This is a genomic window from Pseudomonas oryziphila (assembly GCF_003940825.1).
GTDB lineage: Bacteria > Pseudomonadota > Gammaproteobacteria > Pseudomonadales > Pseudomonadaceae > Aquipseudomonas > Aquipseudomonas sichuanensis.
In genome coordinates this window covers 4455197-4480350 of record NZ_CP034338.1, presented here as the reverse complement: position 1 = coordinate 4480350, position 25154 = coordinate 4455197, and the positions used below count along the sequence as shown (strand labels likewise).

General features: G+C 63.7%; 20 protein-coding genes and 2 pseudogenes. 17 read left to right on the top strand and 5 right to left on the bottom strand.

Annotated elements, in window-relative coordinates:
* Positions 1 to 17: 17 nt before the first annotated feature.
* Entirely contained in the window at positions 18 to 3584 is a 3567-nt protein-coding gene (locus EJA05_RS20920; protein ID WP_190306014.1) for a transporter substrate-binding domain-containing protein, read from the top strand.
* 17 nt (positions 3585 to 3601) lie between these two features.
* A complete protein-coding gene (locus tag EJA05_RS20915) occupies positions 3602 to 4810 on the top strand; it encodes an EAL domain-containing response regulator (RefSeq protein ID WP_125859619.1) in 1209 nt (402 codons plus the stop codon).
* Between the two features lies 1 nt (position 4811).
* Here EJA05_RS20915 and EJA05_RS20910 read toward each other — a convergent pair whose 3' ends face one another.
* The gene (locus EJA05_RS20910) at positions 4812 to 4964 is read right to left on the bottom strand and encodes a DUF3309 family protein (protein WP_110996334.1); all 153 of its coding nucleotides are present in this window, start codon (positions 4962 to 4964) and stop codon (positions 4812 to 4814) included.
* 228 nt (positions 4965 to 5192) lie between these two features.
* Here EJA05_RS20910 and EJA05_RS20905 point away from each other — a divergent pair, with 228 nt between their 5' ends.
* Both EJA05_RS20905 and csrA read left to right on the top strand, forming a co-directional pair.
* Entirely contained in the window at positions 5193 to 6008 is an 816-nt protein-coding gene (locus tag EJA05_RS20905) for an SDR family oxidoreductase (RefSeq protein ID WP_125859618.1), read from the top strand.
* Positions 6009 to 6318: 310 nt separating this feature from the next.
* Positions 6319 to 6501: a carbon storage regulator CsrA gene (gene csrA, locus EJA05_RS20900; RefSeq protein WP_110996332.1), complete on the top strand. Its 183-nt coding sequence runs from the start codon at positions 6319 to 6321 to the stop codon at positions 6499 to 6501.
* Between the two features lie 14 nt (positions 6502 to 6515).
* Here csrA and EJA05_RS20895 read toward each other — a convergent pair whose 3' ends face one another.
* Both EJA05_RS20895 and EJA05_RS20890 read right to left on the bottom strand, forming a co-directional pair.
* On the bottom strand, positions 6516 to 6746 hold the full coding sequence (locus EJA05_RS20895) for a YheU family protein (RefSeq protein WP_125466238.1): 231 nt from the start codon (positions 6744 to 6746) through the stop codon (positions 6516 to 6518).
* A gap of 111 nt (positions 6747 to 6857) precedes the next feature.
* Positions 6858 to 8330, bottom strand: a pseudogene (locus EJA05_RS20890) (right-handed parallel beta-helix repeat-containing protein).
* Positions 8331 to 8573: 243 nt separating this feature from the next.
* Here EJA05_RS20890 and EJA05_RS20885 point away from each other — a divergent pair.
* The 3 genes from EJA05_RS20885 to def all read left to right on the top strand — a co-directional run bounded on the left by EJA05_RS20885 (position 8574) and on the right by def (position 10429).
* Positions 8574 to 8753 (top strand): CsbD family protein, encoded by a 180-nt coding sequence (locus tag EJA05_RS20885; protein ID WP_125465105.1) that lies wholly within the window; start codon positions 8574 to 8576, stop codon positions 8751 to 8753.
* A 183-nt stretch (positions 8754 to 8936) separates the two neighbouring features.
* On the top strand, positions 8937 to 9896 hold the full coding sequence (locus EJA05_RS20880) for a YihY/virulence factor BrkB family protein (RefSeq protein WP_125859617.1): 960 nt from the start codon (positions 8937 to 8939) through the stop codon (positions 9894 to 9896).
* A complete protein-coding gene (def, locus tag EJA05_RS20875; protein WP_125465103.1) occupies positions 9893 to 10429 on the top strand; it encodes a peptide deformylase in 537 nt (178 codons plus the stop codon). The genes EJA05_RS20880 and def overlap by 4 nt, the downstream gene beginning before the upstream one ends.
* On the opposite strand, the gene EJA05_RS20870 is transcribed toward def, so the two are convergent.
* Positions 10384 to 10752, bottom strand: a complete 369-nt coding sequence (locus EJA05_RS20870) for a GNAT family N-acetyltransferase (protein WP_125861384.1) — start codon at positions 10750 to 10752, stop codon at positions 10384 to 10386. The two genes, def and EJA05_RS20870, sit on opposite strands and share 46 nt — an antisense overlap.
* 339 nt (positions 10753 to 11091) lie before the next feature.
* Between EJA05_RS20870 and EJA05_RS20865 the strand changes: the two genes are divergently transcribed.
* Positions 11092 to 11349, top strand: a complete 258-nt coding sequence (locus EJA05_RS20865) for a DUF2790 domain-containing protein (protein WP_125465102.1) — start codon at positions 11092 to 11094, stop codon at positions 11347 to 11349.
* 193 nt (positions 11350 to 11542) lie between these two features.
* Here the strand turns inward: EJA05_RS20865 and EJA05_RS20860 are convergent, their stop codons facing one another.
* Entirely contained in the window at positions 11543 to 12907 is a 1365-nt protein-coding gene (locus tag EJA05_RS20860; protein WP_223811861.1) for an aminotransferase-like domain-containing protein, read from the bottom strand.
* A 76-nt stretch (positions 12908 to 12983) separates the two neighbouring features.
* Between EJA05_RS20860 and EJA05_RS20855 the strand changes: the two genes are divergently transcribed.
* The 9 genes and pseudogenes from EJA05_RS20855 to EJA05_RS20810 all read left to right on the top strand — a co-directional run bounded on the left by EJA05_RS20855 (position 12984) and on the right by EJA05_RS20810 (position 24992).
* Entirely contained in the window at positions 12984 to 13949 is a 966-nt protein-coding gene (locus EJA05_RS20855) for a threonine dehydratase (protein WP_125859616.1), read from the top strand.
* A 299-nt stretch (positions 13950 to 14248) separates the two neighbouring features.
* Positions 14249 to 14581, top strand: a complete 333-nt coding sequence (locus EJA05_RS20845) for a type II toxin-antitoxin system HicB family antitoxin (RefSeq protein ID WP_125465099.1) — start codon at positions 14249 to 14251, stop codon at positions 14579 to 14581.
* A 79-nt stretch (positions 14582 to 14660) separates the two neighbouring features.
* Positions 14661 to 15302 (top strand): LysE family translocator, encoded by a 642-nt coding sequence (locus EJA05_RS20840; RefSeq protein ID WP_125859614.1) that lies wholly within the window; start codon positions 14661 to 14663, stop codon positions 15300 to 15302.
* 321 nt (positions 15303 to 15623) lie between these two features.
* Complete coding sequence (tssI, locus tag EJA05_RS20835) at positions 15624 to 17666, top strand: type VI secretion system Vgr family protein (protein ID WP_125859613.1); 2043 nt, start codon at positions 15624 to 15626, stop codon at positions 17664 to 17666.
* Positions 17656 to 18396 carry a DUF4123 domain-containing protein gene (locus EJA05_RS20830; protein WP_190306013.1) on the top strand — a complete coding sequence of 247 codons (741 nt, stop codon included), beginning with the start codon at positions 17656 to 17658 and terminating at the stop codon, positions 18394 to 18396. Before tssI ends, EJA05_RS20830 begins: the two co-directional genes overlap by 11 nt.
* The gene (locus EJA05_RS20825; RefSeq protein ID WP_125859611.1) at positions 18393 to 23159 is read left to right on the top strand and encodes an RHS repeat-associated core domain-containing protein; all 4767 of its coding nucleotides are present in this window, start codon (positions 18393 to 18395) and stop codon (positions 23157 to 23159) included. Before EJA05_RS20830 ends, EJA05_RS20825 begins: the two co-directional genes overlap by 4 nt.
* Positions 23156 to 23548, top strand: a complete 393-nt coding sequence (locus tag EJA05_RS20820; RefSeq protein WP_125859610.1) for a hypothetical protein — start codon at positions 23156 to 23158, stop codon at positions 23546 to 23548. The genes EJA05_RS20825 and EJA05_RS20820 overlap by 4 nt, the downstream gene beginning before the upstream one ends.
* A gap of 9 nt (positions 23549 to 23557) precedes the next feature.
* Positions 23558 to 24253: pseudogene (locus EJA05_RS20815) on the top strand (RHS repeat-associated core domain-containing protein); the annotation flags it as partial.
* Positions 24243 to 24992 carry a hypothetical protein gene (locus tag EJA05_RS20810; protein WP_190306012.1) on the top strand — a complete coding sequence of 250 codons (750 nt, stop codon included), beginning with the start codon at positions 24243 to 24245 and terminating at the stop codon, positions 24990 to 24992. The pseudogene EJA05_RS20815 and the gene EJA05_RS20810, both read left to right, overlap by 11 nt.
* Positions 24993 to 25154: the final 162 nt, after the last annotated feature.

The window sequence follows — 25154 nt, the reverse complement described above, 5'->3', positions numbered from 1 at the left end:
GGTTGCTGGCTGTGTTGTTGTGTTACGCACCTCTTCTGCCTGCCGATCAACTGCCGCAGTTGCACGGCCGCTCGACCTTCTCTGGCCCCCGGCTGACCCCGGACGAAGCGCAGTTGCGCTGGCTGTGGGAGCGACAGCAGCTCAGGCTGGCAGTGGTGAGGCCGGACAACCCGCCGTTGGACGTCCTCGGTACCGGTCGCGACTACGAAGGGATCAGCGCCGACTATGCCGGGTTGCTGGCCGGGCAACTGCAGCTACCCGTGCAAATCCATGTGTATGCCTCGCTCAATGCCGCCATCGAGGCGTTGCGGGCGCGTGAAGTGGACCTGCTGGCCAGTGTCACTGCCCGGCAGGCCAGCGATGCCGGCCTGTGGTTGTCGCATGCCTATGCGCAAGACCTGCCAGTGGTGGTGCTGCGAGAGGATGAACCAGCGGCCGATGTGCCTTTGCGCGTGGCCATGCGCGAAGGTTACCGCAGGCTCGACAGCATACTGGCTCGATATCCTCAGGCGCAGGTCCAGGTATTCCCCTCCACCCGTGCAGCGCTGGGTGCCTTGGCCTTTGGCCAGGCCGACCTTTACCTGGGTGGTGCACTGGAAAGTCAGTACCTGATCGGCAAAGGGCTGGTCGGGCCGCTGGAAGCCTTCGATAGTCCCGACCTGGAAAGCCAGCCGCTGGGGTTTGCCATGCATCCGCACGACACGCCGTTGCACGGCCTGGTCGATTCGGTGCTGGCCAGCATCGAGCCGCAGGAGCATGCGCGCATCCGTCGTCGCTGGGGCGGGCAGGGGCTGGTTGAGCGCGGTCCGCTGCGACTGAGTGACAAGGAGCTGAGTTGGGTACAGGGCCAGGGGCCGTTGCGGGTGCTGCTCAACGATCAATACCCACCCATCAGCTACCGCGACGGCGAGGGGCGTCTGCGCGGGCTGGCGGTGGATGTGTTGCAACGCATAGGCCGGCGCACCGGCCTGACCTTCGACCTGGTGGCCGGCGGGACCCTGGAGCGCATGATCGAGCGTACCGCCAGGGGCGAGGCCGACCTGATCGCCGGCGTCACGCCCAGCAATGAACGTGAGCAGCACCTGACGTTCAGCCGCAGCTTTGCCAGTTCGGCGCGGGTGTTGGTCACTGCCGACAGCGGCACGGCGGCATCCACCCTGGAGCAACTGACCGGGCTGCGCCTGGCCGTGACCCGCAGCGGCTATCCCAAGGCGTATCTGCGCCAGCACTATCCGGACATCCACCTGGTCGAGTCCGACGGGCCGGTGGATGCGGTCTGGCGCGTGGCCAGCGGCCGCGCCGATGCTGCGCTGGTGCCCATGATCGGTGCCCGGGCGTTGACCGAGCGGCTGGCGCCGACACGCCTGAAGATCAGTGCCAGCCTAACCCTGGAGCCGGCCTATTTCGCGTTCGCCAGCCCACGGGGCGCGCTGGAACTGCAGGCGATCCTCAACAAGGCGCTGCTCAGCCTGTCACCCCAGGAAATGGACGCCTTGGCCCGCCGTTGGCGCAGCGAGGTGATCGTTGCCGACAGTTTCTGGCAACGCTATCGGCTGGCGGTGCTGCAAGGTTTTGCCGCGGTCGCCCTGTCGCTGCTGCTGGCACTGGCCTGGGTCCGCTACCTGCGCCGGCTGGTGCGGGTGCGCGAGCAGGCCGAGCGAGAACTGGCCGACCAGTTGGCGTTCATGCGCGTGATGATCGATGGCACACCGCATCCGATCTATGTCTGCGACCAGCACGGCCGCCTGCTGACCTGCAACAACAGCTACCTGCAGGCCTTGCAGGTCAGTCAGGCGGCGGTCATCGGTCAGCCTTTGGGCCAGAGCGAGGCCTTGGCCTGGCAGGGCGTCTGGCGCGAGGTGCTGGCCAGCGGCCAGGTGCATGTCGAAGACCTGCAGGTCAGCCTGGGCGAAGGTGTGCAACGCACCCTGTCACACTGGATGCTGCCTTACCGCGGTCTGCGCGATGGCCAGGCAGGGGTGATCGCCGGCTGGATCGATGTCACCGAACGCCAGCACCTGCAGGCGCAGTTGCAGGCGGCCAAGGACGAGGCCGACAGTGCCAACCAGGCCAAGACCCACTTCCTTGCCACCATGAGCCACGAGATACGCACACCGCTCAATGCCGTGCTGGGCATGCTCGAGCTGGCTTTGCGCAAGGCCGAGCAGGGCGTGCTCGACCGCTTGTCGATCGAAGTCGCCTCGGACGCGGCGCGCAGCCTGCTCGGGCTGATCGGCGACATCCTCGACGTTACCCGCATCGAAACTGGCCATCTGCAACTGGCACCGCAGCCGGGGTGTCTGCAACAGCATGTGGCCGAGGTGGTGCAGTTGTTCGAGCAGCAGGCACGCAGCAAAGGGTTGCAGCTGCTGCTGGAACTGGAGGGGCCGGCGGACGCGGAGGTGCTGCTCGACCCGCTGCGCTTCAAGCAGATCCTCGCCAACCTGCTGAGCAACGCAATCAAGTTCACCCACCGTGGCAGCGTCCGGGTAAGCCTGCGCAGCACCGTGCAGGCGCGTGCGGTGGCGGTCGAGCTGACCGTGGAGGACACCGGTATCGGCATTCCCGAGGCGGAGCTGTCACGGCTTGGCGGGCTTTTCTGGCAGGCCAGCAACAACCGTCAGTCGGCACGGCGCGGGGCGGGCCTGGGCTTGTCGATCAGCCGTACCTTGTGCGAGTTGATGGGCGGGCACATGCACTTGCGCAGCACCCTGGGCGTGGGCACGCGGATCGATCTGGCACTGCGGCTCGAGCGAGTCGACGCCCGCGAAACGATGGCGGCGCAGGAGGCGCCCGACGCCCTGCTGGCGAAGAGTGAGAGCTTGCGGGTACTGGTGGTCGATGACTATCCGGCCAATCGCCTGTTGCTGGTCAACCAGCTGGGCTACCTGGGCCATCGCGCCAGCGTTGCCGAAGATGGTGCCCAAGGCTTGCGCGCATGGTTGCAGGGCAATTTCGATGTGGTGATCAGCGACTGCAACATGCCCGTGCTCGATGGCTACACCCTGGCCCGGGCGATTCGCCTGCACGAGCGTCGGCAGGGGCGCCGGGCATGCCGGGTGCTGGGGCTGACTGCCAATGCACTGGTGGGCGAGCGTCAGCGCTGCGAGCGGGCCGGCATGGATGCCTGCCATTTCAAACCGTTGGGGCTCAAGGCCCTGGCCTTGGCTCTGGCGGGCATGCCGCGGGTGAGTGACGACGCGCCCGTCGCGGTGGACGACGGCTTCGACCTGAGCAGCCTGGAGCGCCTGACCGGGGGGGACCAGCAGGCGCTGGACGCGCTGCTCAATGACCTGCTGGCCAGCAACCGCAAAGACCTTGGCCAACTGCTCGGCCATGGTGAAGACGAGGATCTGGGGGCACTTGCTGCGCTGGCTCACCGGATCAAGGGTGGGGCGCGGATCATTCGCGCCCGCAAGGTGATCGAAGCCTGCGAGCAGGTCGAGCGCAGTTGCGCCGGCGGCACGCTCCCGCCCGGGCAACTGGAGGCCGTTTGCCAGGCGCTGAGTGAGCTCGAACGGGTGTTGCAGCGCTACAGCACACAGAACAGCGCCGCGCGTGACAGGCACGTCGGCCAGGATTGAGCAGCGAGAGGTGGAACATGGAGGTAGACGGGTTGCGGGTGCTGGTAGTCGAAGAGCACCGCTTCCAGCGGGTGATCGCGGTGAAGACCTTTGGTTACCTGGGGTGTGCCGAGGTGTTGCAGGCACAGGATATCAATGAAGCCCTGCTGTGCCTGCAGCAGGCAGGACGGGTCGATCTGGCGGTGTGTGCCCTGACGGGCGGGAGCGACGGCAGCATGGATACCCTGGAATTCCTCCATCGACTGGGCAAGGCCAGGTTGGCGGGGGCGGTGCTGTTGACCTGCAGCCTGAGCCCGAGCATGCGCCGCGGCGTACAGCAATTGGTGGAGCGGCTTGGCATGCGTTTCATCGCCGACCTGGAGCCACCCTTGTCGGTGGAGATGCTGCGCCAGTGCCTGCCGAATCCGCAGCCGGCGGATACGGCCTCACCTCGCCCAGCGGTTTTCTGGCCGGGTGAGGAAGGGGTGCGCGGCGGCATGCGCGACGGGCAGTTCACGGCGTTCTACCTACCCAGTTTCGACTTGCGCGACGGGCGCATCACTGGCGTTGACCTGATACCGTTCTGGCACCATCCGTTGATGGGGGTGCTGGCGCCGGAGATCTTCCTGCCTGCCGTGGAGCGTTGTGGCTTGCTCGATGAACTGGCGTTGTTACTGCTTGAGCAGGGCCTGGCGCTGCACAGCGAACTGCAGGCCGAGGGGCGCCGGTTACGCATCACCCTGCGCCTGAAGGGGCCGCAACTGCTGGATCGCTCGCTGGTGTTGCGTATTCGTACCTTGCTGCACCAGCAGCGCTTCGATGTGCGTCACCTGTGCTTCGAGCTGAGCGGGCGCAGCCTCTACCACATCACCGTGGTGGAGCTTGAGAACTTGCTGCGCCTGCGGGCGCTGGGTTGCGAGCTGAGCCTGGCCGAGTTCGGCAGCGACCAGGCCGGCAGCCAGCTGTTGTGCCAGCTGCCGTTCACCCGGATCAAACTGGCCGAGCGCTTCATTCGTGGCCTGCCCCATGAAGCCCGGTGCCGTGCTGTGGTGCAGCATTGCCTGAATTTGGCGCTGGCCCTCGAGCAGCACCTGACGGTGGTCGGGGTATCCAGCGCCGAACAGCATCTGGCCTTGCTGGGGATGGGCTGCGAGAGCGCCCAGGGCGACTACCTCGCACTGCCGCTGGACCGCGAGGCGCTGTTGCGGCGCCTGCGCGGTGACCTGCGCTTGGTGCCGCCTGGTTAGGTCAGATGTGCCCCAGCAACACCAGTATCAACAGCACCACCAGCACCACGCCGACGATGCCCGAAGGGCCATAGCCCCAGCTGCGCGAGTGGGGGAAGACCGGTAAGCCACCGATCAGCAGCAGGATCAGGATGATGATGAGGATCGTGGTCATGGCGGAGTCCTTGCGTGGTTGGGGGTCAAGGGCCGCGGAACAATGCTGGCCGCTCACAATTTCCGACCTGTGCACGCCGGTAATAATTCAATCGGCTGTCGGTACACGCAGGCCGGTCCCCCGGCGTCGCCCGATACCCCCACATTCAGCTGCCTGATGCCACACCGGCGCAGCCCTGCTTGTCGCTAGACTCCGGGCATTCCCACTGTTCAGTACAAGGCAGCGACCATGCACAAGCGAATGATGATCACCGGGGCCGGTTCCGGCCTGGGCCGTGAGATTGCCCTGCGCTGGGCCCGCGAGGGTTGGCAGCTGGCCTTGGCCGATGTCAACGAGGCAGGCCTGCGCGAGACACTGGAGCAAGTGCGCGCCGCCGGTGGCGACGGTTTTGTCCAGCGCTGCGACGTGCGCGACTACAGCCAGCTCACCGCCCTGGCCCAGGCCTGCGAACAGCGACTGGGTGGCTGCGACGTGATCGTCAACAACGCGGGGGTGGCCTCGGGCGGCTTCTTCAGCGAGCTGTCGCTGGAAGACTGGGACTGGCAGATCGCAGTCAACCTGATGGGCGTGGTCAAGGGTTGCAAGGCGTTCCTGCCGCTGCTCGAACGCAGCCGCGGACGGATCATCAACATTGCCTCCATGGCCGCGCTGATGCAGGGGCCGGGGATGAGCAACTACAACGTGGCCAAGGCCGGGGTGCTGGCGCTGTCGGAAAGCCTGCTGGTGGAGCTGCGCCAGGTCGGGGTGGCGGTGCACGTGGTCTGCCCGTCGTTCTTCCAGACCAACCTGCTTGATTCGTTCCGTGGGCCGACCCCGGCAATGAAAGCCCAGGTGGGCAAGTTGCTGGAAGGCTCGCCCATCAGCGCTGCCGATATTGCCGAGTACATTCATGCACAGGTGGCCGCCGGCGAGTTCCTCATCCTGCCCCACGAAACCGGGCGCCAGGCTTGGCAGCTCAAGTGCCAGGCGCCCCAGCGGCTGTATGACGAAATGGCCGATATGGCGGTCAAGATGCGCGCCAAGGCCGGCAAGAGTGCTGGTTGAGCCTGATGCCAGTCAGATAGCGCTTCAAAGCCACTAATGGGGCTGCCTTGCAGCCCTTCGCGGGTAAACCCGCTCCCACAGGTACAGCGCTAGCTTGAGATTTTGCGCAATCCTGTGGGAGCGGGTTTACCCGCGAAGGGCCGCAGAGCGGCCCCAATTGGCTTAACTGGCTGACATTATGGTTGAGCCGCATTTTTGTAGGACCTTTTACCTCTGTTGGTAGGCTAGGTCTCTTTCACCCTGGAGTGATTGAGTAGGATAAAGCCATCAAGGCAGTCTCCGGTTTTCCCTAAGGCTGGAGGATCGGAGCATGTTGGTAATCGGACGTGAAGTGGGTGAGGTGATTTTCATCGGAGACGACATCAGCATCCAGGTGGTGTCGGTCGAAAATGGCCAGGTTCGCTTCGGCATCAGCGCGCCGCGCAATGTCGATGTGCACCGGGTGGAGGTGTACAACCGGATCAAGGAGCAGCAGGCGAAAGCGCGGGCCTGAAACAGGCCTGAGGCCTAGGGTGCCAGCAGTTCCGGCGGCACATCATGCCGGGCCAGCAACTGGCATTGCTCGCTCTCGAAATCGAACAGGATGAATGCCTGCTTCCTGGCCAGCGCCTGGCGCACCCGCAGCACACGGGTTTCCAGGGGCGTGTCGTCGCCGTTGTCGGTGCCGTCGCGGGTGACGAAGTCCTCGATCAGGCGGGTGAGGGTGTCGGCTTCGAGTTGCTCGTAGGGGATCAGCATGGCGATGGGCAGTGGTGGTGGGTATGTGCGCATGCTACGTGAAATCGGTAGTGGCTGCCTGGGGCGCGGGGTGACCTTATCGTCGGCATGCCGGCGATAAGGTCTGTGGCCTCAACGGCGCAGTGCGGCGCTCAATGCCGATGTGGCGCCATCAGCGGTGGTGACGGTCGCGGTGAAGCTTTGCAGCCCTTCGCTTTGCTCAAGCGCCTGAGCAAACCGCGCCTGCCCCTGGGCATCGCTTTTCACCAGCACTTCACCCAGATACTGCTCGGCCTCGGTCGCCTCAGCCTGGGCATTACCGAACAGTTCGACCCGCAGCAGGCTTGATGCCGGCCCCTGCACCTCGCCGCGCAGTACATTGCCTTGCAGGGCGAGCAGTGTCGGTGGCTACTGGTTATGGTTTGGCAGCGGCTGGCAGGGTTTGGGTTCTCCTTTGCCGTCGCAGATGATGGCTTGGTCCTGCGTCGCCAACTGCGCGCCGATGCCGCGCGAGCCCACGTACAGCGCATGGGCCTGGGCCGGCACGCCGAACACGATGGCGCCGGTGCGCTGGTCGGCCACGCACGAGCCCCCGGCCTCGCAGCGGCGTATATCCTGGCTGTTGCCCCAGATGCGGTTGGCGGTGAGGCGAGTGGCGGTGATCTCCGGCTCCGGGCGCAGCGCCACGCCGATGCGGTTGCCGTGGATCAGGTTGCCGTCGAGGACATTGCCCTCGCCGGTGACACTGACGCCGATGGAGTTGCCGCTGAAGGTGTTGGCGGCCAGGTAGTTGCGCTTGCCCCAGTTGATCTGCAGGCCGTCGGAGTAGTTTTCGAAGCGGTTACGCACCACGCTGTTGTCGTTGCCCAGCAGGATCTCGATGCCCTGGGAGGGTTCCGGGTTGGCAGGGGTGGAGCGGAACAAGTTGTCGGCTACCAGGTTGAAGGCCGCGCCACGGGTCAGCTCCAGGCCATCGCCGTTGTCGATCAGCTGGTTGCGCAGGACCTTGTTGTTGTTCGTGGTGGTGGCGGTCGGGTTGCCGGCGCCGTCGTCGCCGGTCAGCATGATTCCGGCGCCGCCCTTGTTGGCGACGATCCGGTTGTCTTCGATGACGTTGTGGCTGGCGCGGTTGATCAGGATGCCGATGCAGAAGTTGCGCACTTCCAGGCCCTGCAGGTGCACGCCTTGGGTATCGCGCAGCACCAGGCCAGGGTTGGTGGTGGTGCGCACGTTGGTGCCGTACTGGCCGGGCAGGGCGCCAGGGCAGGTGTGTACGCCCTGGTCCTTGATATAACCCGAGCCATCGAGGGTGATGTACTGGCCGTCGCGGGCCCAGGCCAGGCCGGTGATGCTGACCGGCCCCTTGATTTCCGGTAGCGCTCGATTCGGGCGGATCACATGGGGCGGTTTACCCACGGCGGCGATATCGATGCGGTAGTGGCCGGGGTTCAGGTTGCTGGTTTCGATGGCCCAGCGCAGGGTGCCGGGTTGGCCGTCGTCGGCATAGCGGTTGACGGTCAGCGTCTGTATTTGGGCAGGCGCAACGGCGTGGGCGGACAAGGGGAGTAGTGGCAGCAGGGCTGCCAGCGCAGGCATCAAGCGCATGGTGCGGGATTCCACTGACTGTTTGTTGTTATGCGCCACGCCGTGATCGGGCGGGCTGTCTGGGGGCGATTCTAGGGCAGCCGTTCGGCTTCGCGGCGCCGTGGCAGGTGAATCGGTGCGGTATTCGCCCGCTGTTTACCGTTCGGCTGGCGGCAATCGAACCGATTGAAACTCTGGCAAAGGGGCGCGGGTCGACCCACTGTCGGCACGATTTCCCGTGTCTTTCGCGCAAGGAGAGATCCCATGAGTGGCACCAAAGACAAAGCCAAAGGCCTGGCCAACGAGGCCGTGGGCAACATCAAGCAAGGCGTCGGCAAGGTGACCGACAACGATCGGCTGCGCGCCGAAGGCAAGGCCCAGGAACTCAAGGGCGAGGCGCAGCAGGCGGTGGGCAAGGCCAAGGATGCGTTGAAGAAACCATGACCCTGAAGCGCTGATCGCGGGGCAAGCCCGCTCCCACGACGTGGGGGCGGGTGTGGCGTTTTTCTTAACCTGCGCACTGAGCAACCACAGCTGCGGCAGGGTCTATTAGACTTGTCTGCATTGACAGGCCTTCCCCTGTAGTAAGCCAGACCCTCAGATGATCAAGCGGCGAAAGGAGACGCTATGATTTTCCCCGACCTGCGCGGCCTGCCCCTGCACCGCGTGCTGGTGCGCACCGTCAAGGAGTTCCTTGACGACGAGATGTCCACCTACGCGTCTGCTATGGCCTACCAGATGCTGTTCTCGCTGTTCCCCTTCCTGCTGTTCCTGATCGCCCTGATCGGTTTCCTGCATTTGCCGGACTTCTTCTCCTGGCTGCGCCTGCAGTCGGAGCTGGTGCTGCCACCGCAGGCGCTGGAGCAGGTCAACCCGGTGATCGACCAGTTGCAGCAATCCAAAGGTGGCTTGCTCTCGGTGGGTATCGTGATTGCCCTGTGGACCGCGTCGGCGGGCGTGCGCCTGATGATGAGCGCGATGAACGCCGCGTATGACGTGCCCGAGGGGCGGCCGTTGTGGAAGCGGATTCCGTTGTCGGTGATCTACACCATCGGCATCGCCGGCATGTTGCTGGCCGCCGCTGCGCTGATGGTGCTCGGGCCGCAGGTCATGGAGTGGATCGCCGCCCAGGTAGGCCTGCAGGAGGCGGTGGTCATCGTCTGGACCGTGTTGCGCTGGCCGGCGATCATCATCCTGATGATGGTGGCGGTGGCGCTGATCTATTTTGTGATGCCCGACGTGAAGCAGAAATTTCGCTTCATCACCCCAGGCTCGGTGCTGGCGGTGGTGGTGTGGATCATCGCGTCATTGGGCTTTGCCTATTACGTGAAGACCTTCGCCGACTACAACGCCATGTACGGCAGCATTGGTGCGATCATCGTGCTCTTGCTGTATTTCTACATTTCTGCCGCCGTGCTGCTGCTGGGTGCGGAGATGAACGCGGTGATCGAGCATATGTCGAGCGAGGGCAAGAACCCTGGCGAGAAGGGCTTTGCCCATGACAATCCGCAGGAAACCATCACCGTGCTTGGCCATGAACACCCGGTGACACCCGAACCTCACCCCCACGAGTCGAGCCCCCGATGATCCGTGACATCCTCAAGATGGGCGACGAACGCCTGCTGCGCATCGCCCCGCCCGTGCCCGCAGCGATGATCGGCAGCGCCGAACTGCAACAGCTGATCGACGACATGTTCGAGACCATGCGTCATGTCGGCGGTGTGGGGCTCGCGGCGCCGCAGATTGGTATCGACCTGCAACTGGTGATCTTCGGTTTCGAGCGCAGCGAGCGCTACCCGGACGCCGAGCCGGTGCCCACGACCATTCTGCTGAACCCGGTGATCACGCCGCTGGCCACGGAGGTCGAGGACGGTTGGGAAGGCTGTCTGTCGGTGCCAGGGCTGCGGGGTGTGGTGCCACGTTACAAGCACATCAGCTATTCGGGCATCGACCCGCAGGGCAACCCGATCAACCGCTTCGCCGACGGCTTCCATGCCCGGGTGGTGCAGCATGAATGCGACCACCTGATCGGCCGGCTCTACCCCTCGCGCATCCAGGATTTCAGCAAATTCGGCTACACCGAGGTGCTATTCCCCGGGCTTGATGTGGCCGAGGACTGATTGCGCACCAGCGCCACCAATGGCTTGCTGCGCCGGTAGCGGGCCAGGCGCGAGGCCAGGGCTTCGGGCAACTGCTCGGAAACGCTGAAGCCCAGACGCTCATAGAAGGGTGCCAGTTGCGGCTCACAGAACAACCAGGTGGGGCCAGCACTGCTTTGCAGGCCTGCTTCGATCAGCCGGGCTGCCACCCGCTGGCCACGCCAGCCCGGCGCGACGAACAGCCCGGTCAGCCAGCGGCCGCCCGTCACGCTTATCAGGTTCATCCCTGCGATCATGTCGCCTGCGCGGGCCACCCACTGCTCGCCCTCGCCGGCGGCGCGCATGCGTGAACCGTGCTGGCGGTAGAAATGGTCCAGCAGGCGGCGTTGCAGGTGAGGGAGGTGAGTGAAGGTCAGGGTGGGCATGGTCAAACGCAATGCAATGGCGGCTAACAATCAGGGCCTGGCTTTGTCGCAGATTGTTGCAAAACCGGCAAGGGTGATTGTCCTACTTCGGGGTTCAACTATTCCAGGCGGGGAGTAGAATTTTCCTCATCCCCCCAGCAGTACGACACAGCGGGATCGGTACTTCGTGTCATCTGCATCGCCGATGACAACTTCTCCGCGCCATTGACGGCATCAGAAGTCACTCGATCAGCTTGAACACCATCAAGGTCGTTGCCCATGAAAGCCCTACTGATTCTTGCATTGGTCGGTATGTCCTCGTTCGCCCTGGCAGACGAGGCCAAGCCCGCCGCCAGCCAACCCGTGGTCGAGCAGTACGACTACTCCACCAACCTCGACATCAAGCGCGTGATCAACCTGTCGACCATCCCCAACGTCTGTGAAGTGGTACCCGCCACCATGACCTATGAGGATCATCAAGGGCAGGTGCACACGCTGCAGTACCGTGCCATGGGCGAGGGTTGCCAGCAGGGTTGAGCCTGGCCCTGTCATCGCCGACAAGCCGCTGCTTTCCCCTGTGGGAGCAACTGTCCTGTGTTGTCTGTGCGGGCCTCATCGCTGGCAAGCCAGCTCCCACCTCGACCGCGCTGACCTCGAGCCGTGCGCGATCAGAGTGGGAGCTGGCTTGCCAGCGATGAGGCCCCTACAGGCCTTGCAAACCGTTGGTCCTTTACGCCTGTTGCGCCATCACCCGGGCAACAATTTCCAGCCCCTGCTTCAACTGGGCGCGGCCAAGTGCCGCCGACAGGCTGATCCGCACCGCCTGCAGCGTTTGCGTACCAATCGCGAACACACTCGCCGGGACCACCTCGACACCCTGTGCGCGGCAGCGCCCCACCAGCGTTTCGGCATCGCCAGGCGTGGCGACCCAGGCATGCGGTGAAGGCACTGCACCGGCCACGAGGTGATCGCCCAATATCGCCCGCGCCAGGCGCCAGCGCTCGCCGATCTCCTGCCTTTGCCAGGCCAGCCGCCGTGCGGCGGTGCCGTCGGCAATCCACTGGCAGGCAATGTGCAAATTCAGCGGCGAAACCGGCCAGTGGGTGGCCTGGGCATGGGGGTCGATCTGTTCGAGCAAGCCCGGGCGGGCGGCGATCCAGCCCAGGCGTAGCCCGGCCGCGACCGTCTTGGACAGGCTGCTGATCAGGATGCCGCGGCCCTCCAGCAACGGATACAGCGGCGGGCTGTCTGCCAGCGCTCCATACACGTCATCTTCGATCACCAGCAGTTGGTGGCGCCTGACCACGTCGGCCAGGGCCTGGCGCCGTTCGTCGCTGGGGCAGGCAGCGGTGGGGTTGTGCAGGGTCGGGGTGGTCACCAGCATGCGCGCACCGCTGGCGCGGGCAACCCGGTCCAGTTGCTCTGGGCACAGGCCCTGCTCATCCAGCGCCACACCATGCACCGGCAGGCGCAGTTGGCGACAGGCGGCCTTGATGCCGGGGGCGGTCAGCGCCTCGACCATGACCGGCTCACCGGCCTGGCACAGCGACTGCAATATCGTCGTCAAGCCTTGCTGGGCACCGCCGCACAGCAGCAGTTCATCCGGCGCCAGGGTCAGGCCGCGATTGGCCAGCCAGCGGGCACCCTGCACACGGCCGAGCAGCAATTGCTCGGGGCCCAGGTAGTGTTCAAGCAGTGCGGTTTCACCCTGGCTGAGCAGGGCCTGCAAGCTGTGTTGCAGGTCCAGGTTATGCGGGTCGGCTACCGGCACGTTGGTCGACAGGTCGATGATCGCCTGCCGGTGGTCCGGTTGCTTGAGACGGAACAGCGTGGCCTCCTTGCTTCCCGCCAGCACATAGGTGCCACGCCCCACCTCGCCGGACACCAGGTGCCGCGCCGCCGCTTCACGGTAGGCCTGCTGCGTGGTGCTGGGGTTGAGGCCGAGGGTCCAGGCCAGCCGACGTTGCGGTGGCAGGCGCTCACCCACCTTGAGTTCACCGCGTTCGATGGCCTCGGCAATGGCTGCCACCAATGCCAGGTAACGCGGCTGGCCGTCATCGGCCAGGGTTGGAGTCCACACGATATTGCCACCCATGCAATATAACTTTGGACCCATACAATGCCCGGCGCTTAGGATCGGTTCAACCTCGTACCGATGAAGGATGATCGTCATGTTCGACCTGCCCGCGCTGCGTGAAGCGGCCACCTACGTCCATCAGCACGTCCCGCCGACCCCGCAGCACGCCTGGCCGCTGCTGGCCGAGCGGCTTGGCTGCCAGTTGTGGGTCAAGCATGAGAACCACGCGCCCACCGGCGCTTTCAAGGTGCGCGGCGGGCTGGTCTATGTGCGCTCGCTGCTGGCGCAGGCTGTGTTGCCGCGTGGTCTGGTCACCGCCACCCGTGGCAACCATGGCCAGAGCATGGCCTTGGCGGCACGCCAGGCTGGCCTGCCCCTGGTGATCGTGGTGCCTGAAGGCAACTCGCGGGAGAAGAACGCCGCCATGCGCGCCCTCGGCGCCGAACTGGTGGAGCACGGCGTCGATTTCGACGTGGCGCGTGAAGAGGCGGCCCGCCTGGCCGAAGTGCGTGGCTATGCCATGGTGCCGTCGTTCCATCCGGAACTGGTGAAGGGCGTTGCCACTTACGCCCTGGAGCTGTTCGAGGCGGTCGCCGACCTCGATTGTGTGTATGTGCCGATCGGCATGGGCTCGGGCATTTGCGGGCTGATCCAGGCGCGTAACCTGCTGGGGCTGCGCACCGAGATCGTCGGTGTGGTCTCCGGCGCGGCGGATGCCTACGCGCAAAGCTTCGAACAAGGCCGCGTCGTCACCACCGCCAGCGCCAACACTTTTGCCGACGGCATGGCCTGCCGGGTCCCCCATCCGCAGGCCTTTGCGCTGGTGCGCGAGCATGCCGCACGTATCGTGCGGGTGAGCGATGACGAGATCGCCGGCGCCATGCGCCTGTATCACGAAACTACCCACAACACCGCCGAAGGGGCAGGGGCTGCCGCGCTGGCTGCGCTCATGCAAGAGCGTGGGCGCCAGGCCGGCAAGCGGGTGGCGGTGGTGTTGAGCGGGGCGAATGTGGACCGTGAGCGTTATGCGCGGGTGTTGGCGGGTGATGAAAAATCCTGACTGAATGTTGTGGACGGAAGTGCTATCTTAATTTGATAGCATTTTCCGATGAACACAGGATATCGCAAGATCCTGGACAGTATTTTCCGAGCGCCGACCACGGCATCACTGTCTTTTGCCGAAATCGAGGCATTGGTGCTGTACCTCGGCGGCCAGGTACTTGAACGGCAGGGCTCCCGAGTAAAGATCCTGCTGGGTGAGCAGTGCTGGCGATGCCACCGCCCACATCCTGGCAAGGAGGCCAGGCGGTATCAGATTGAAGAAGCCCGCGAGTTTCTGCTGCGGGCAGGAGTCCGACCATGAGCTGCATGCGCTACAAGGGCTATGCCGCCCGCATCGATTACGACGCACGTGACGATATCTTCGTCGGCCGTGTACTTGGCCTGCGCGATATCATCAGCTTCCACGCAAGCTCCGTACCCGAGCTGCATGAAGCGTTTCGCGAGGCGCTGGACGATTACCTGGCCGATTGCGCCGAGCAGGGCATCACCCCTGAAAAACCAGCCTCTGGCAAAGTCATGCTGCGCATCCGCCCGGAAGTCCATGCGGCCGCCAGTATTGCCGCCCATGCTGCCGGCAAGAGCCTAAACCAATGGGCTGATGAGGTCTTCGAGCAGGCGGCGATGGCCTGAACAGGCGCAATTTTTTCCAATACCGGCGCCCCTCGCCGAGTGTTCAATTGGCCAACTTTCTCACTGCACCGAGTGCGCCATGCCTTTTTCCAACGGTTTCCTCCTCAGCCTGTCCCTGTGCCTGGACATCGGCGTGGCCAACATCGCCATGATCACCCTGGCCATGCAACGCGGTTTTCTCAAGGGCTTCTGGCTGGGCTTGGGTACCTGCGTCGGCGACCTGGTCTATGCCATCGCCGCCCTGGCCGGGATGACCGTGTTGCTGCAGTTCGAAAGCGTGCGCTGGACCCTGTGGCTGGGCGGTTCGGCGTTGCTGGTGTGGTTCGCCGTGAAGATGCTGCTGGCGGCCTGGCGTGGCGGGCACATGGAGGCCAGCCGCGAGGTGGTGATCGAGTCGGGCTGGCGCGAGTTCCTGCGCGGGATCTTCCTGGCCATGTCCTCGCCTACCGCGATCCTTTGGTTCGCCGCCGTTGGCGGTGTACTGATCTCCCGGTCCGGTGGCGGCAGCGCGTTGGATGCGGGCTTGTTCCTCGGTGGCTTCTTCGCTGCCGGGCTGTTCTGGTGCGTATCACTGTGCACCATCGCCAGCCACGGTGGGCGCCTGCTTGGCGACCGGCTGCTGACCTGGTCGTACCTGCTGTCGGCGGCGATCTTCTGTTACTTCGCGGTGTACGTGATCTTGTCTGGGTATCGCGAGTTCATTCTGGCTGTTCCCGTCTGAAACGGCCTGGTTGTGCCGGGCGCTGTTTATAAGTTTGTTTAAATATTTACTTAATTATTCGGATCCTTCCTATTCGCGTATAGGAAGCATCTGAATTGATAAATGCAGGGAAGTTAAAATTCTGCGTTATTTTTATAAGTAACGATTTGAAGTAATTTCGTAATTCTTCTTTTAAATCATTGATTTGTGTGCGGGTGCGCAGAAACTTGCGCATTTTCATTGCCTTATGATTCGGGTGCTTATTTATCGCTCTAGAGCGACCCCTTACTTGCACGGAATGCAAGCGGGGAGCTTTGGACGTACCTGTCATAAGGAATGCGAATGTCCGGCCCTGGCGATCAACCCCCTTTCAGTTTGCAGGTTCATGGTGTTCAAACGGACTTGCAGGTTTTGCGTTTCAAAGGGGCAGAGGCACTGAGTTGCCCCTATTCATTCCACCTCGAACTGGTCAGCGAAGACCCGTCGCTCGACCTCGAAAGCCTGCTGCACAAACTGGCCACGCTGCGGGTCGGCAACGATGAGCAGTGCTTCCACGGCCAGGTCGCCAGCGTCGCTCAGGCTGACAGCGGGCGGCGGTTGACCCATTACCGGCTGGAGCTGGTGCCGCGCCTGGCCAGCCTGGCGCACTGCCGCAACCTGCGGATCTTCCAGCAGCAGAACGTGCCGCAGATCATCGCCGGGGTGCTCAAGGCTCACGGTATTCTCGCCGACGCCTACGTGTTCCGCCTCGGCCCCACCCCATACCCAAAACGCGAGTACTGCACCCAGTACGACGAGACCGACCTCGCCTTCGTGCAGCGCCTGTGCGAGGAGGAGGGGCTGCACTACCACTTCGAGCATAGTGCCGACGCCCACCTGCTGGTGTTTGGCGACGAGCAGAGCGCCTTCCCGCGCCTGGCGCGGCCCACCCCCTTCGCGCCGGACAGCGGCCAGGTCGCGCAGCAGCCGGTGGTCAGCCAGTTCGGCGCGCGGGTGGCGGCGCGTACCGGGCGGGTCAGCCGGCGCGACTACGACCCGCTCAAGCCCAAGCTGCTGCTCGAAGCCCAGCATCAACCCGAACTGCCTGTGCCCCAGCCGGACCTGGAGGACTACGGCTACCCGGGGGATTTCACCGACCGCGAGCGTGGCCGCCAACTGAGCCAGCGGGCCCTGGAAGGCCACCGCGCCGACTACCTGCAAGCCGAAGGCAACAGTGACCAACCGGCCTTGCGCTGCGGTCATTTCTTCACCCTCGAAGCACATCCGCGCGCCGCCTGGAACGCGCTTTGGCTGTTGGGGGAGGTGACACACGAGGGCCACCAGCCCCAGGTGCTGGAGGAGGCCGCCGCCAGCACCGCCGGCGAGGCCTGGCAAGGCTACCGCAACACTTTCAAGGCTTTGCCCTGGGGCACCCCCTACCGGCCGCCCGCCCCCAGCCCCCGGCCTCGGGTACACGGCGCCCAGACCGCCCGGGTGACCGGCCCGCAAGGGGAGGAGATCCACTGCGACCGCCTTGGCCGGATCAAGGTGCAGTTCCACTGGGATCGCGATGGCCGGCTGGATGAAAAGTCCAGCTGCTGGCTGCGCGTCGCCAGCCAGTGGGCCGGTAACCAGTACGGCGGGCTGGTCATCCCGCGGGTGGGCATGGAAGTGCTGGTGAGCTTCCTCGACGGCAACCCCGACCGGCCGCTGGTCACCGGCTGCCTGTACCACGCCGAGCACCAGCCGCCCTATGAGCTGCCCGCCAACAAGACCCGCAGCGTGTTCAAGACCTGCAGCTCGCCCGCCGCCGAAGGCCACAACGAGCTGCGTATCGAGGACCGCGCCGGCCAGGAGCAGATCTACATCCACGCCCAGCGTGACTGGGAGCAGCGTATCGGCCACGACCAGCGCAGCCACGTTGGCCATGAGCGCCACGACACTGTGCTGGCCGATGTACACAGCGAGTACCACGCCCAGCAACACCGCACCGTGCACGGCGATCGCAAGACCGAGCTGCGCGGCGACGACCACCTGACCGTCGCCAACAGCCGGCATATCACCCTGGGCCAGGCCTTGCTGGTGGAGGCCGGGCAGGAAATCCACCTGTCGGCCGGCAAGCGCCTGGTGCTGGATGCCGGCAGCGAGGTGGTGCTACGGGCGGGCGGTGGTTTCGTGCGGATCGCGGCTGGCGGGGTAACCGTGGGTGGCTCGCTGTATGTCGACTCCAGTGGCCAGGTCGCCGCCGGCACCCCGGCCGCGCCAGTGCTGCCGGGTATCACGGCTGAGGCCGAACGCTCGGTTTCGGGCCTGCCGCTGACCCAGGCGCAGCTCGACACCTTCCGGCGCAATGCCGCGTTCTGCGAGGAATGCGAGCGGTGCAAGGAGGGTGCCTGTGAGCTTTGAATCCCTTGCCCCCCAAGACTGGCTGGCAGCCAGCCCGCTGGCTGATGGTGAGCGGCTTTACCTGGTGTTCGGCAGCCTTGCAAAGGCCGATACGCTGGCCGCCTACCGGCAGCGCGATGGCTCCCACGTGCCCCAGCCGCTGTGGAAAGGTACCCCCTATGCCGGCTGGCTGGAGGCCATGCCTTACCTGGTGGAGGCCGCGCCGCAAGGGGACTTCCTCACCTGGTGCGGCAACCAGCGCTGCCTTGACTGGGGCTGGCTGGCGGTGTCCTCGCATTCACCGACCCTGGTGTTCGACTACCTGCGCAGCCTGACCCAGGTGAAGCTGCCCGACGGCACCGCGGTGTTCCTGCGTCTGTGGGACGGCCATCAGTTGCTGGCCCTGCTCGATCACCACGCGCCAGGCGAGGCGCCGCTGCTGCCGGTATTCAGCCGCGTCTGGTGCAACGGCCAGGCCCGTCCGCTGCGCCAGGCGCAGCGCCTGAACATCGAACCCTTCCCTTGGTGGCAGGTGAGTGCCGCGCTACTCGAGCGCCTGCACCGCCACGACCCCGGCCCGGTGCTGGACAACCTCATGCAATGGCTGCGCGAGGCCCATGCCGACCTTTACTTCGCCCTCCCCGAGGCCAATCTGCGCTGCAAGGTCGCGCGCCTGGCCCTGGGTGCTCCGCTCGACCCGCCAGCCCTGGAACGGTTGCTGGCGCACGTGAACAAGGACATCACGCCATGAGCCTGATCATCTACGCCAAGTTCCTCCTCGACAATCTCGACGCCCACAAGCCCGATGGCCCGGCACGCATCGCCGCCTTCCGCCAGCACAGCCTCGCCACCTTCGAAGCGCTGCAGGACAGCTTCTTGCTGGGCTGGGCGCTGGACCTGGAGCAAGAGCTGCGCTTCACCGACAGTGTTGGCAACGAGGTGATGCGCCAGGCCAAGGGCCTTGGCGAACGGCGCATCACCGGCTACGCCAACTGCCCGGCCAATGGCGTGCTGAATATCGTGCACCGCTTCGAAAGCCTGGCCTTCGTGCCCATCGGCGGCACCCCCTACCAACTGGTCGAGCAGGTGGCGGCGGGCCAGACCCCGCAACGCTTCGAAGGGGTGCTCGATGCCAACGGCCAGGCAACCATCAGCGGTTGCCACGCCAACCGCCGCTATCGCCTGTACTTCCACCCCAAGGTCAGCCCGGCCGAGGTCCAGGCCCTGTACGCCTCGTACGACAGCCTGCTCGACCAGCTCAAGGGCTGGCTGGACGGCGAGTGGGCCGAACGTATCGCCCCACATTGGGACCGCATGCCGCCGGTGGGGTCGATGCAGCGCGTGAACGACATCCACAAGGCAATGGCCAAGGGTGTCGGCAGCGTGCTGATGAACCTGTTCGACGACCTCAAGGCCCTGGTCAAGCTGCTGTTCAACCTCGACGGCGCGCGCGACCAACTGTTGCAGTTCATCAGCGAGGCCGACTTCGACAAGCTCAAGGCCCAGGCCGGCAGCCTGCTGCACACCGCCTTCCTGATGCTCGACGACGAGCTGCTGATGTTCTACTACGCCACCGCGATCCTGCAGTGGCTGGCCCTGAGCCCGCCCGAGTGGCAAGCCCAGGCTTACGCCATGCTCAATGCCGGGCTGTTGCTGGATGTGCTGTTGGGGATCGTGCTGTCCGGCGGCCTGGGGCTGGCGTTCCGCCTCACCGCCAAGGGCCTCAAGTACGCCAGCAATACCGCCCGGGGGGCCGACGGCTTGCTGGACGGCCTGCAACGGCTGATCGACCTCAGCCGCCAGCATGCCCTGGCGACCCATACCAAACGCGCCCAGCCGCTCTTGACCGGCGGCAGTGTCGAGGTCAACAGCGCGGCCAAGGTACCGCTGGCAATCAAGAGCGCCGCGCAGGACCTCGACCTGGTCGTGGACGATGCCGTGTCGGTGGTGCGCGGCAAGCGCCACAGCACGCTGCGGGTGGAGCAGGAGCTCGACCTGCCCGATGCCCCCAGCCAGCCGCGCACCCCCAGCGACAAACCCGCCCAGCGCGCCGACGAGACCGCCACCCACCGCTGCCCGGTGTCGATGGTCACCGGCGAGGAACTGCTTACCCTCAAGGATGCCGAGCTGTTCGGCGTGCTGCCGGTAGAGTGGGTGCGCCTGTACCGCACCAGTGCGGCTGAAATCGACCACGGCCTGGGCCCCGGCTGGAGCCACAGCCTGTGCCACCGTTTGCAGGCCGACGGCCAGGGCGTGCTGTGGTGCGACCACGAAAACCGCCGCACCCACTTCCCGATGCCGGACAGCCAGCGCCCGGTGATCGGCAACAGCCTGTGCAGCGCGGCCATCTACCTGGGCCAGACCGACGGCGAGCTGGTGATCGCCGAGGCCGGCGCGCGCCCACGCTACCTGCACTTCATCGACGGCCGGCTGATGGCCCTGAGCGACGCCTACGGCAACCGCGTAAGCCTGGCGTACGATCACAGCGGCCGCTTGCAGCACATCGACAACGGCGCCGGCAACCGCCTGCTGCTGAGCTACCAGCAAGGCCGCCTGGTGACGGTGGAGCAGCAGTTCTGGCAGTCGATGTACGACAGCAAGGGGCGCGAGCAGGCGCCCTGGGTGCGGGTGGCGACCCTGGCCACCTACCACTACAACGACGCCGGGCAACTGACCGAAGCCGGCAATGGCCTGGACGAGCGCGAGCGCTACCGCTATGACGCCGCCAACGTCATCCTCGAGCGCCAGCTGGCGGGGGGCGCGGCGTTTTACTGGGAGTGGGAAGGCGAGGGCCGGCACGCCCGCTGCGTGCGCCACTGGTCCAGCGTGCCGGGCCTGGAGGCTCGCTACCAGTGGGACGGCCAGGGCGGCGTGACGGTGCACAACGCCGATGGCAGCCAGCAGTTCTATCAGCACGACGACAAGGCCCGGCTGGTGCGCCAGGTAGACGCCGACGGCGCCGAGCACCACAAGACCTATGACGCCAAGGGCCGGCTGATCGGCGAGCGTAACCCGCTGGGTGCCGAAACCTTCTACAGCTACGACGACGCCGGCTACTTGCTGTCGGTGCGCCCCGAGGACAGCGAGGCTACCCACTACCACTATCGCGACGGCCATGTGTGCGAGGTGCGCCGTGGCCAGGCGCGCTGGTTGTACCAGCGCAACGCCCAGGGCGATGTGCTCAGCCAGACCGACCCCTGCGGGCAGGTCACCGGCTACCGCTATGACGAACAGGGCCGCCTGGTCGCCATCCGCCAGGCCGACGGCGGCCTGCACGAGCTGGGCTGGAACGCCTCTGGGCAACTGGTCAGCGAAGCCCTGCCCGGCGGCGGTTCGCGGCGCTACCGCTACGACGCCCTCGGCCGCCTGGTGATGCGCCTGCGCGAGAATGCCTCGGCCACCCAGTACACCTGGGACCTGGCCGGGCGCCTGAGCGAAGTGTCGCTGCCTGGCGGCGGTGTGCGCCGCTATCAGTACAACGCCTATGGCCGGGTGACCGCGCAAAGCGACGAGCAGGGCCGGGTGACCCGCTTCGAATACGAAGGCGGCCTGCACCTGCCGTCGCGGCGCATCAACCCCGATGGCAGCTGCCTGCACTACCGCTACGACAACGGCCAGCTGCAACTGTCGCAAGTCATCAACGAGCGCGACGAATGCTACCGCCTGGCCTACCACGCCAACGGCCTGCTCGCCGAAGAAACCGGTTTCGACGGACGCGTCACCCGCTACGGCTACGACCTCAATGGCCAGCTACTGGAAAAGACCGAGCTGGGCGACGACGGCGAGCCCTGGTTGACCCGCTACACCCGCGACAAGCAAGGCCGGCTACTGGTCAAGACCCTGCCCGACGGCCAGCAGGTCAGCCACCAGTACGACGCCCTGGGCCGCCTGGTGCGGGTGGACGACGGCCACTGGCCGCTGGCCTACGAGTACGACCTGTGCGACCGCCTGGTTACCGAGCACCAGGGCTGGGCGACCCTGCACTACGGCTACGACGTGATGGGCCAGGTCAGCCATTGCCGCTTGCCCGACGGCAGCCGCCTCGACTACCGCTACCAGCCCGGTGGCCACCTGCAAACCATCGACCTCGACGGCCAGCGCCTCACCGCCCACCGCCATGGCCTCGGCCAGGAACTGGCCCGTGAGCAGGGCGAGCTGCTCAGCCAGTTCCAGCATGACGGCCAGGGCCGCCTGGTAAGCCAACGGGTCGATCGCAAGGAAGGCCCGGTGTTCATGCGCCGCTACCACTACGACGACAGCGGCAACCTGGCACGCCTGGAGGACACCCGCCGCGGCACCCGCAGCTACCACTACGACCCGCTCGACCGCTTGACCAGCGTGCGCGGCGAACTGGCCGAGTACTTCGTCCATGACCCCGCCGGCAACCTCCTGGCCCAGAGCGGCCTGCGCGGCGACCCCCGCGACGTGCAGGTGCAGGCCAACCGCCTGCTGATGCACGGCGACTGCCACTACAGCTACGACCGCTTCGGCAACCAGGCCAGCGAACGCCGCGGCCACGGCCAGCAGTTGGTCACCAATTACCAGTACGACAGCCAGCACCGCCTCGCCAGCGTCCAGCTGCCCGACGGCCGCCAGGCCCGCTACCGCTACGATGCCTTCGGCCGGCGCGTGTCCAAGGACGTCGACGGCACCGAGACCGCCTTCATCTGGCAAGGCGAGCGCCTGCTGGCCGAGCACTGCCAGGGCCGCTGGCGCAGCTACGTGTACGAACCCGGCAGCTTCCGCCCGATGGTGATGCTGCTACGCGACGGCGACACCCCCGTCGAGGCCCTGCACTACCACCTCGACCACCTCGGCACTCCCCAGGAGATGACCGCCGTCAATGGCCGCATCCGCTGGTCGGCGCGCTACCGCGCCTACGGCCACGTGCTGCGGCTGGACGTGGACCAGGTCGACAACCCCCTGCGCTTCCAGGGGCAGTACTACGATGAAGAAACCGGGCTGCATTACAACCGGCACCGTTATTACAACCCACAGACAGGGCGGTACCTGACGCCGGATCCGATTGGACTGGCGGGTGGGGTTAATGGGTATTTGTATGGTGTGAACCCGACGGGGTGGGTGGATCCGTTGGGGTTGGAGGCGTGTTGTCCGAACGGTGATTGGAAGTTCGATCCAGAAAAAGATTTGGACTATCGATCCCTGCCGGGCAACCCTTTTGAGCAAGTTAGAATGGCACTGGATGAAGCATTCAGGCGAACGGGCGTACCGAAGTCGGAATTTGAGGTGGTGAAATGGGGTAAAGACCGGTATGGGAAGTCACATCCCACCGAATGGAAGGTTAAAGAGGGGGTAAATACGGGGGCGGAAGTAAATATTGACGATCCAGAGTTGGTTGGTAGTACTAAGGGGCCTAAGGTGCCACATGTTGGGTATCAAACAGAAGGAAAGCGGGAGAGAGGGGGGAGAGTGCGAGGTCATATACTGCTGCAGGAGGTTCCAGTGAGTAGGGAAGGGCTGCGAGATAAAAAAAGGAGTGGCAATAGAAAATGAATTATTTGCAGAAAGAGATTGAAGGGGAGTTGTTGAGTAACTCCATTGAGGTTGTTCGTGTGCTCGGTGTGGAGCTTGATGACTTTCTGAACTACGTAGAGGATGTTTTTTATGTTTCGTATAGCGGGCTGGATCCTCGTTTTATTAGAGAGACCAGTGGTTGTTATGATGCTGATTTTTGGAAAAAGGTAGTTTATCAGCCGGAAAATTTTGTCTATTTGATGGTGCTGGATGATGAATGGCATGTTTGGAGGTTTCAGGCGCCGAAAGATTTGCAGTTGTTGCTAGGAAAAACTAGTGGGTTTATATATTGGCTGATTGATTCGAAGAAAAAAGTGTTGGTGTTTTGTGGTGATAGTGATGAGGTGGTTTGGTCACGAGCAGAGTGATGCTGGGGGCTGCGACTGGACGTGGACCAGGTCGACAACCCCCTGCGCTTCCAGGGGCAGTACTACGATGAAGAAACCTGGCTGCATTACAACCGGCACCGCTATTACAACCCGCAGACAGGGCGGTACCTGACGCCGGATCCGATTGGACTGGCGGGTGGGGTTAATGGGTATTTGTATGGTGTGAACCCGACGGGGTGGGTGGATCCGTTGGGGTTGGAGGCGTGTTGTCCGGAAATATTTACCTACCGGGGGATGCCTGTTAACAAAGGTATAAAGCAACATATGGAGAGGTATGATGGTTTTTCCAAAAAACATGGAGTTAAAGGGGCGCATAGTCGAAGTGAATTTGTGAGGGTAGTGGATGAAATGCAGTTGCATATTATTTCGGAAGCTCCAGGCGATGTGGATGGTATTACTCAGATTTTTTATGGGCGGGATGCGCTGAAGCGGGATGGGACTGTGATTGGTGTAAAGCAATTTGAAAGTCCGAAGACGGTTTACGATGATGTCAAGCACCCAACAGATAGAATGTGTTTTGGAGGGCTGAGGGCCGCGCGTCTTAAGTATGAAGAGGCTCTCAGGGATGGGAGGAATATTTATAGTGCTAGTTATAATGGAGTGAGGTATAGGGTGTATCTTGATAGGGATACCAAGGCGGTCACCAATTTTCATCCTTCTGTTGGTGGTGAGTATGCTAAGTAAAGTCGATAAAGAAGTAATTAATGCCTGTATGCTTGATTTCACACTTTCCGAGAGTTTTGATGGTGTGGGCTTGGTTGGAGTGCTGATTGAGAAGTTGCTTGATTTCGAAGGCGTTGGTACCGAAATGTCGGGAGTCTTCCTCGGGTGTGATGCCGACATACTCAGTATTCCTGATTATTTGGGCTCTGATGGCTTTGACATGTCGTTTGAGTATATGGATGAATATGTTGTCTGCTCAATGGCTGAAGGCGCAAAGTATATACAGGAATGGTGTATTAGAGAGGTGATTGCTGATAGAGAATCAGTAATTGAAGGTTGTAAGAGGCTGGTGGGGCTCTTTGGTGGTATGAGTGATCTCACTCGGACCGGAATACCTGAGAAGTGTTTGTTCGATATGCTTGTTGGCTCTGGTTTGAATAGGGGGGACTATATTGATCTCGTGCTTAAGTCCCTCTTGAAGTGCAAGGGGTTGGGTTTAGGTATGTCTGGAATATATCTGGGGTGCGATGGTGATTCGGAAGGTATTCCTGCGTATCTGGGATGTGACAAGCATCAGATGTCGTTTGATTTCGCGGGTGAATATGTTGTTTGTCATATGTTTGTAGGTGCTTGTTATATTCGAGACTGGTGTGAAAAAAATGTCTGCTGTAAGGGTTTTGGTTCTAGGAGGGGGGAGATAATGGCTGCCTGTAATAATCTGATGAAGCTCTACGAGGGTTTTGATGATGCACGGCAGTGATGATTGAAGAGGAGTTGCTGCGAAATTCTATCTCATCTGGCAAGGCGTGCGCCTGCTGGCCGAGCACTGCCAAAGCCGCTGGCGCAGCTATGTGTACGAACCCGGCAGCTTCCGCCCGATGGTTGGTGTGAGAGGTCACATACTTGTGCAGAGAGTCCATGT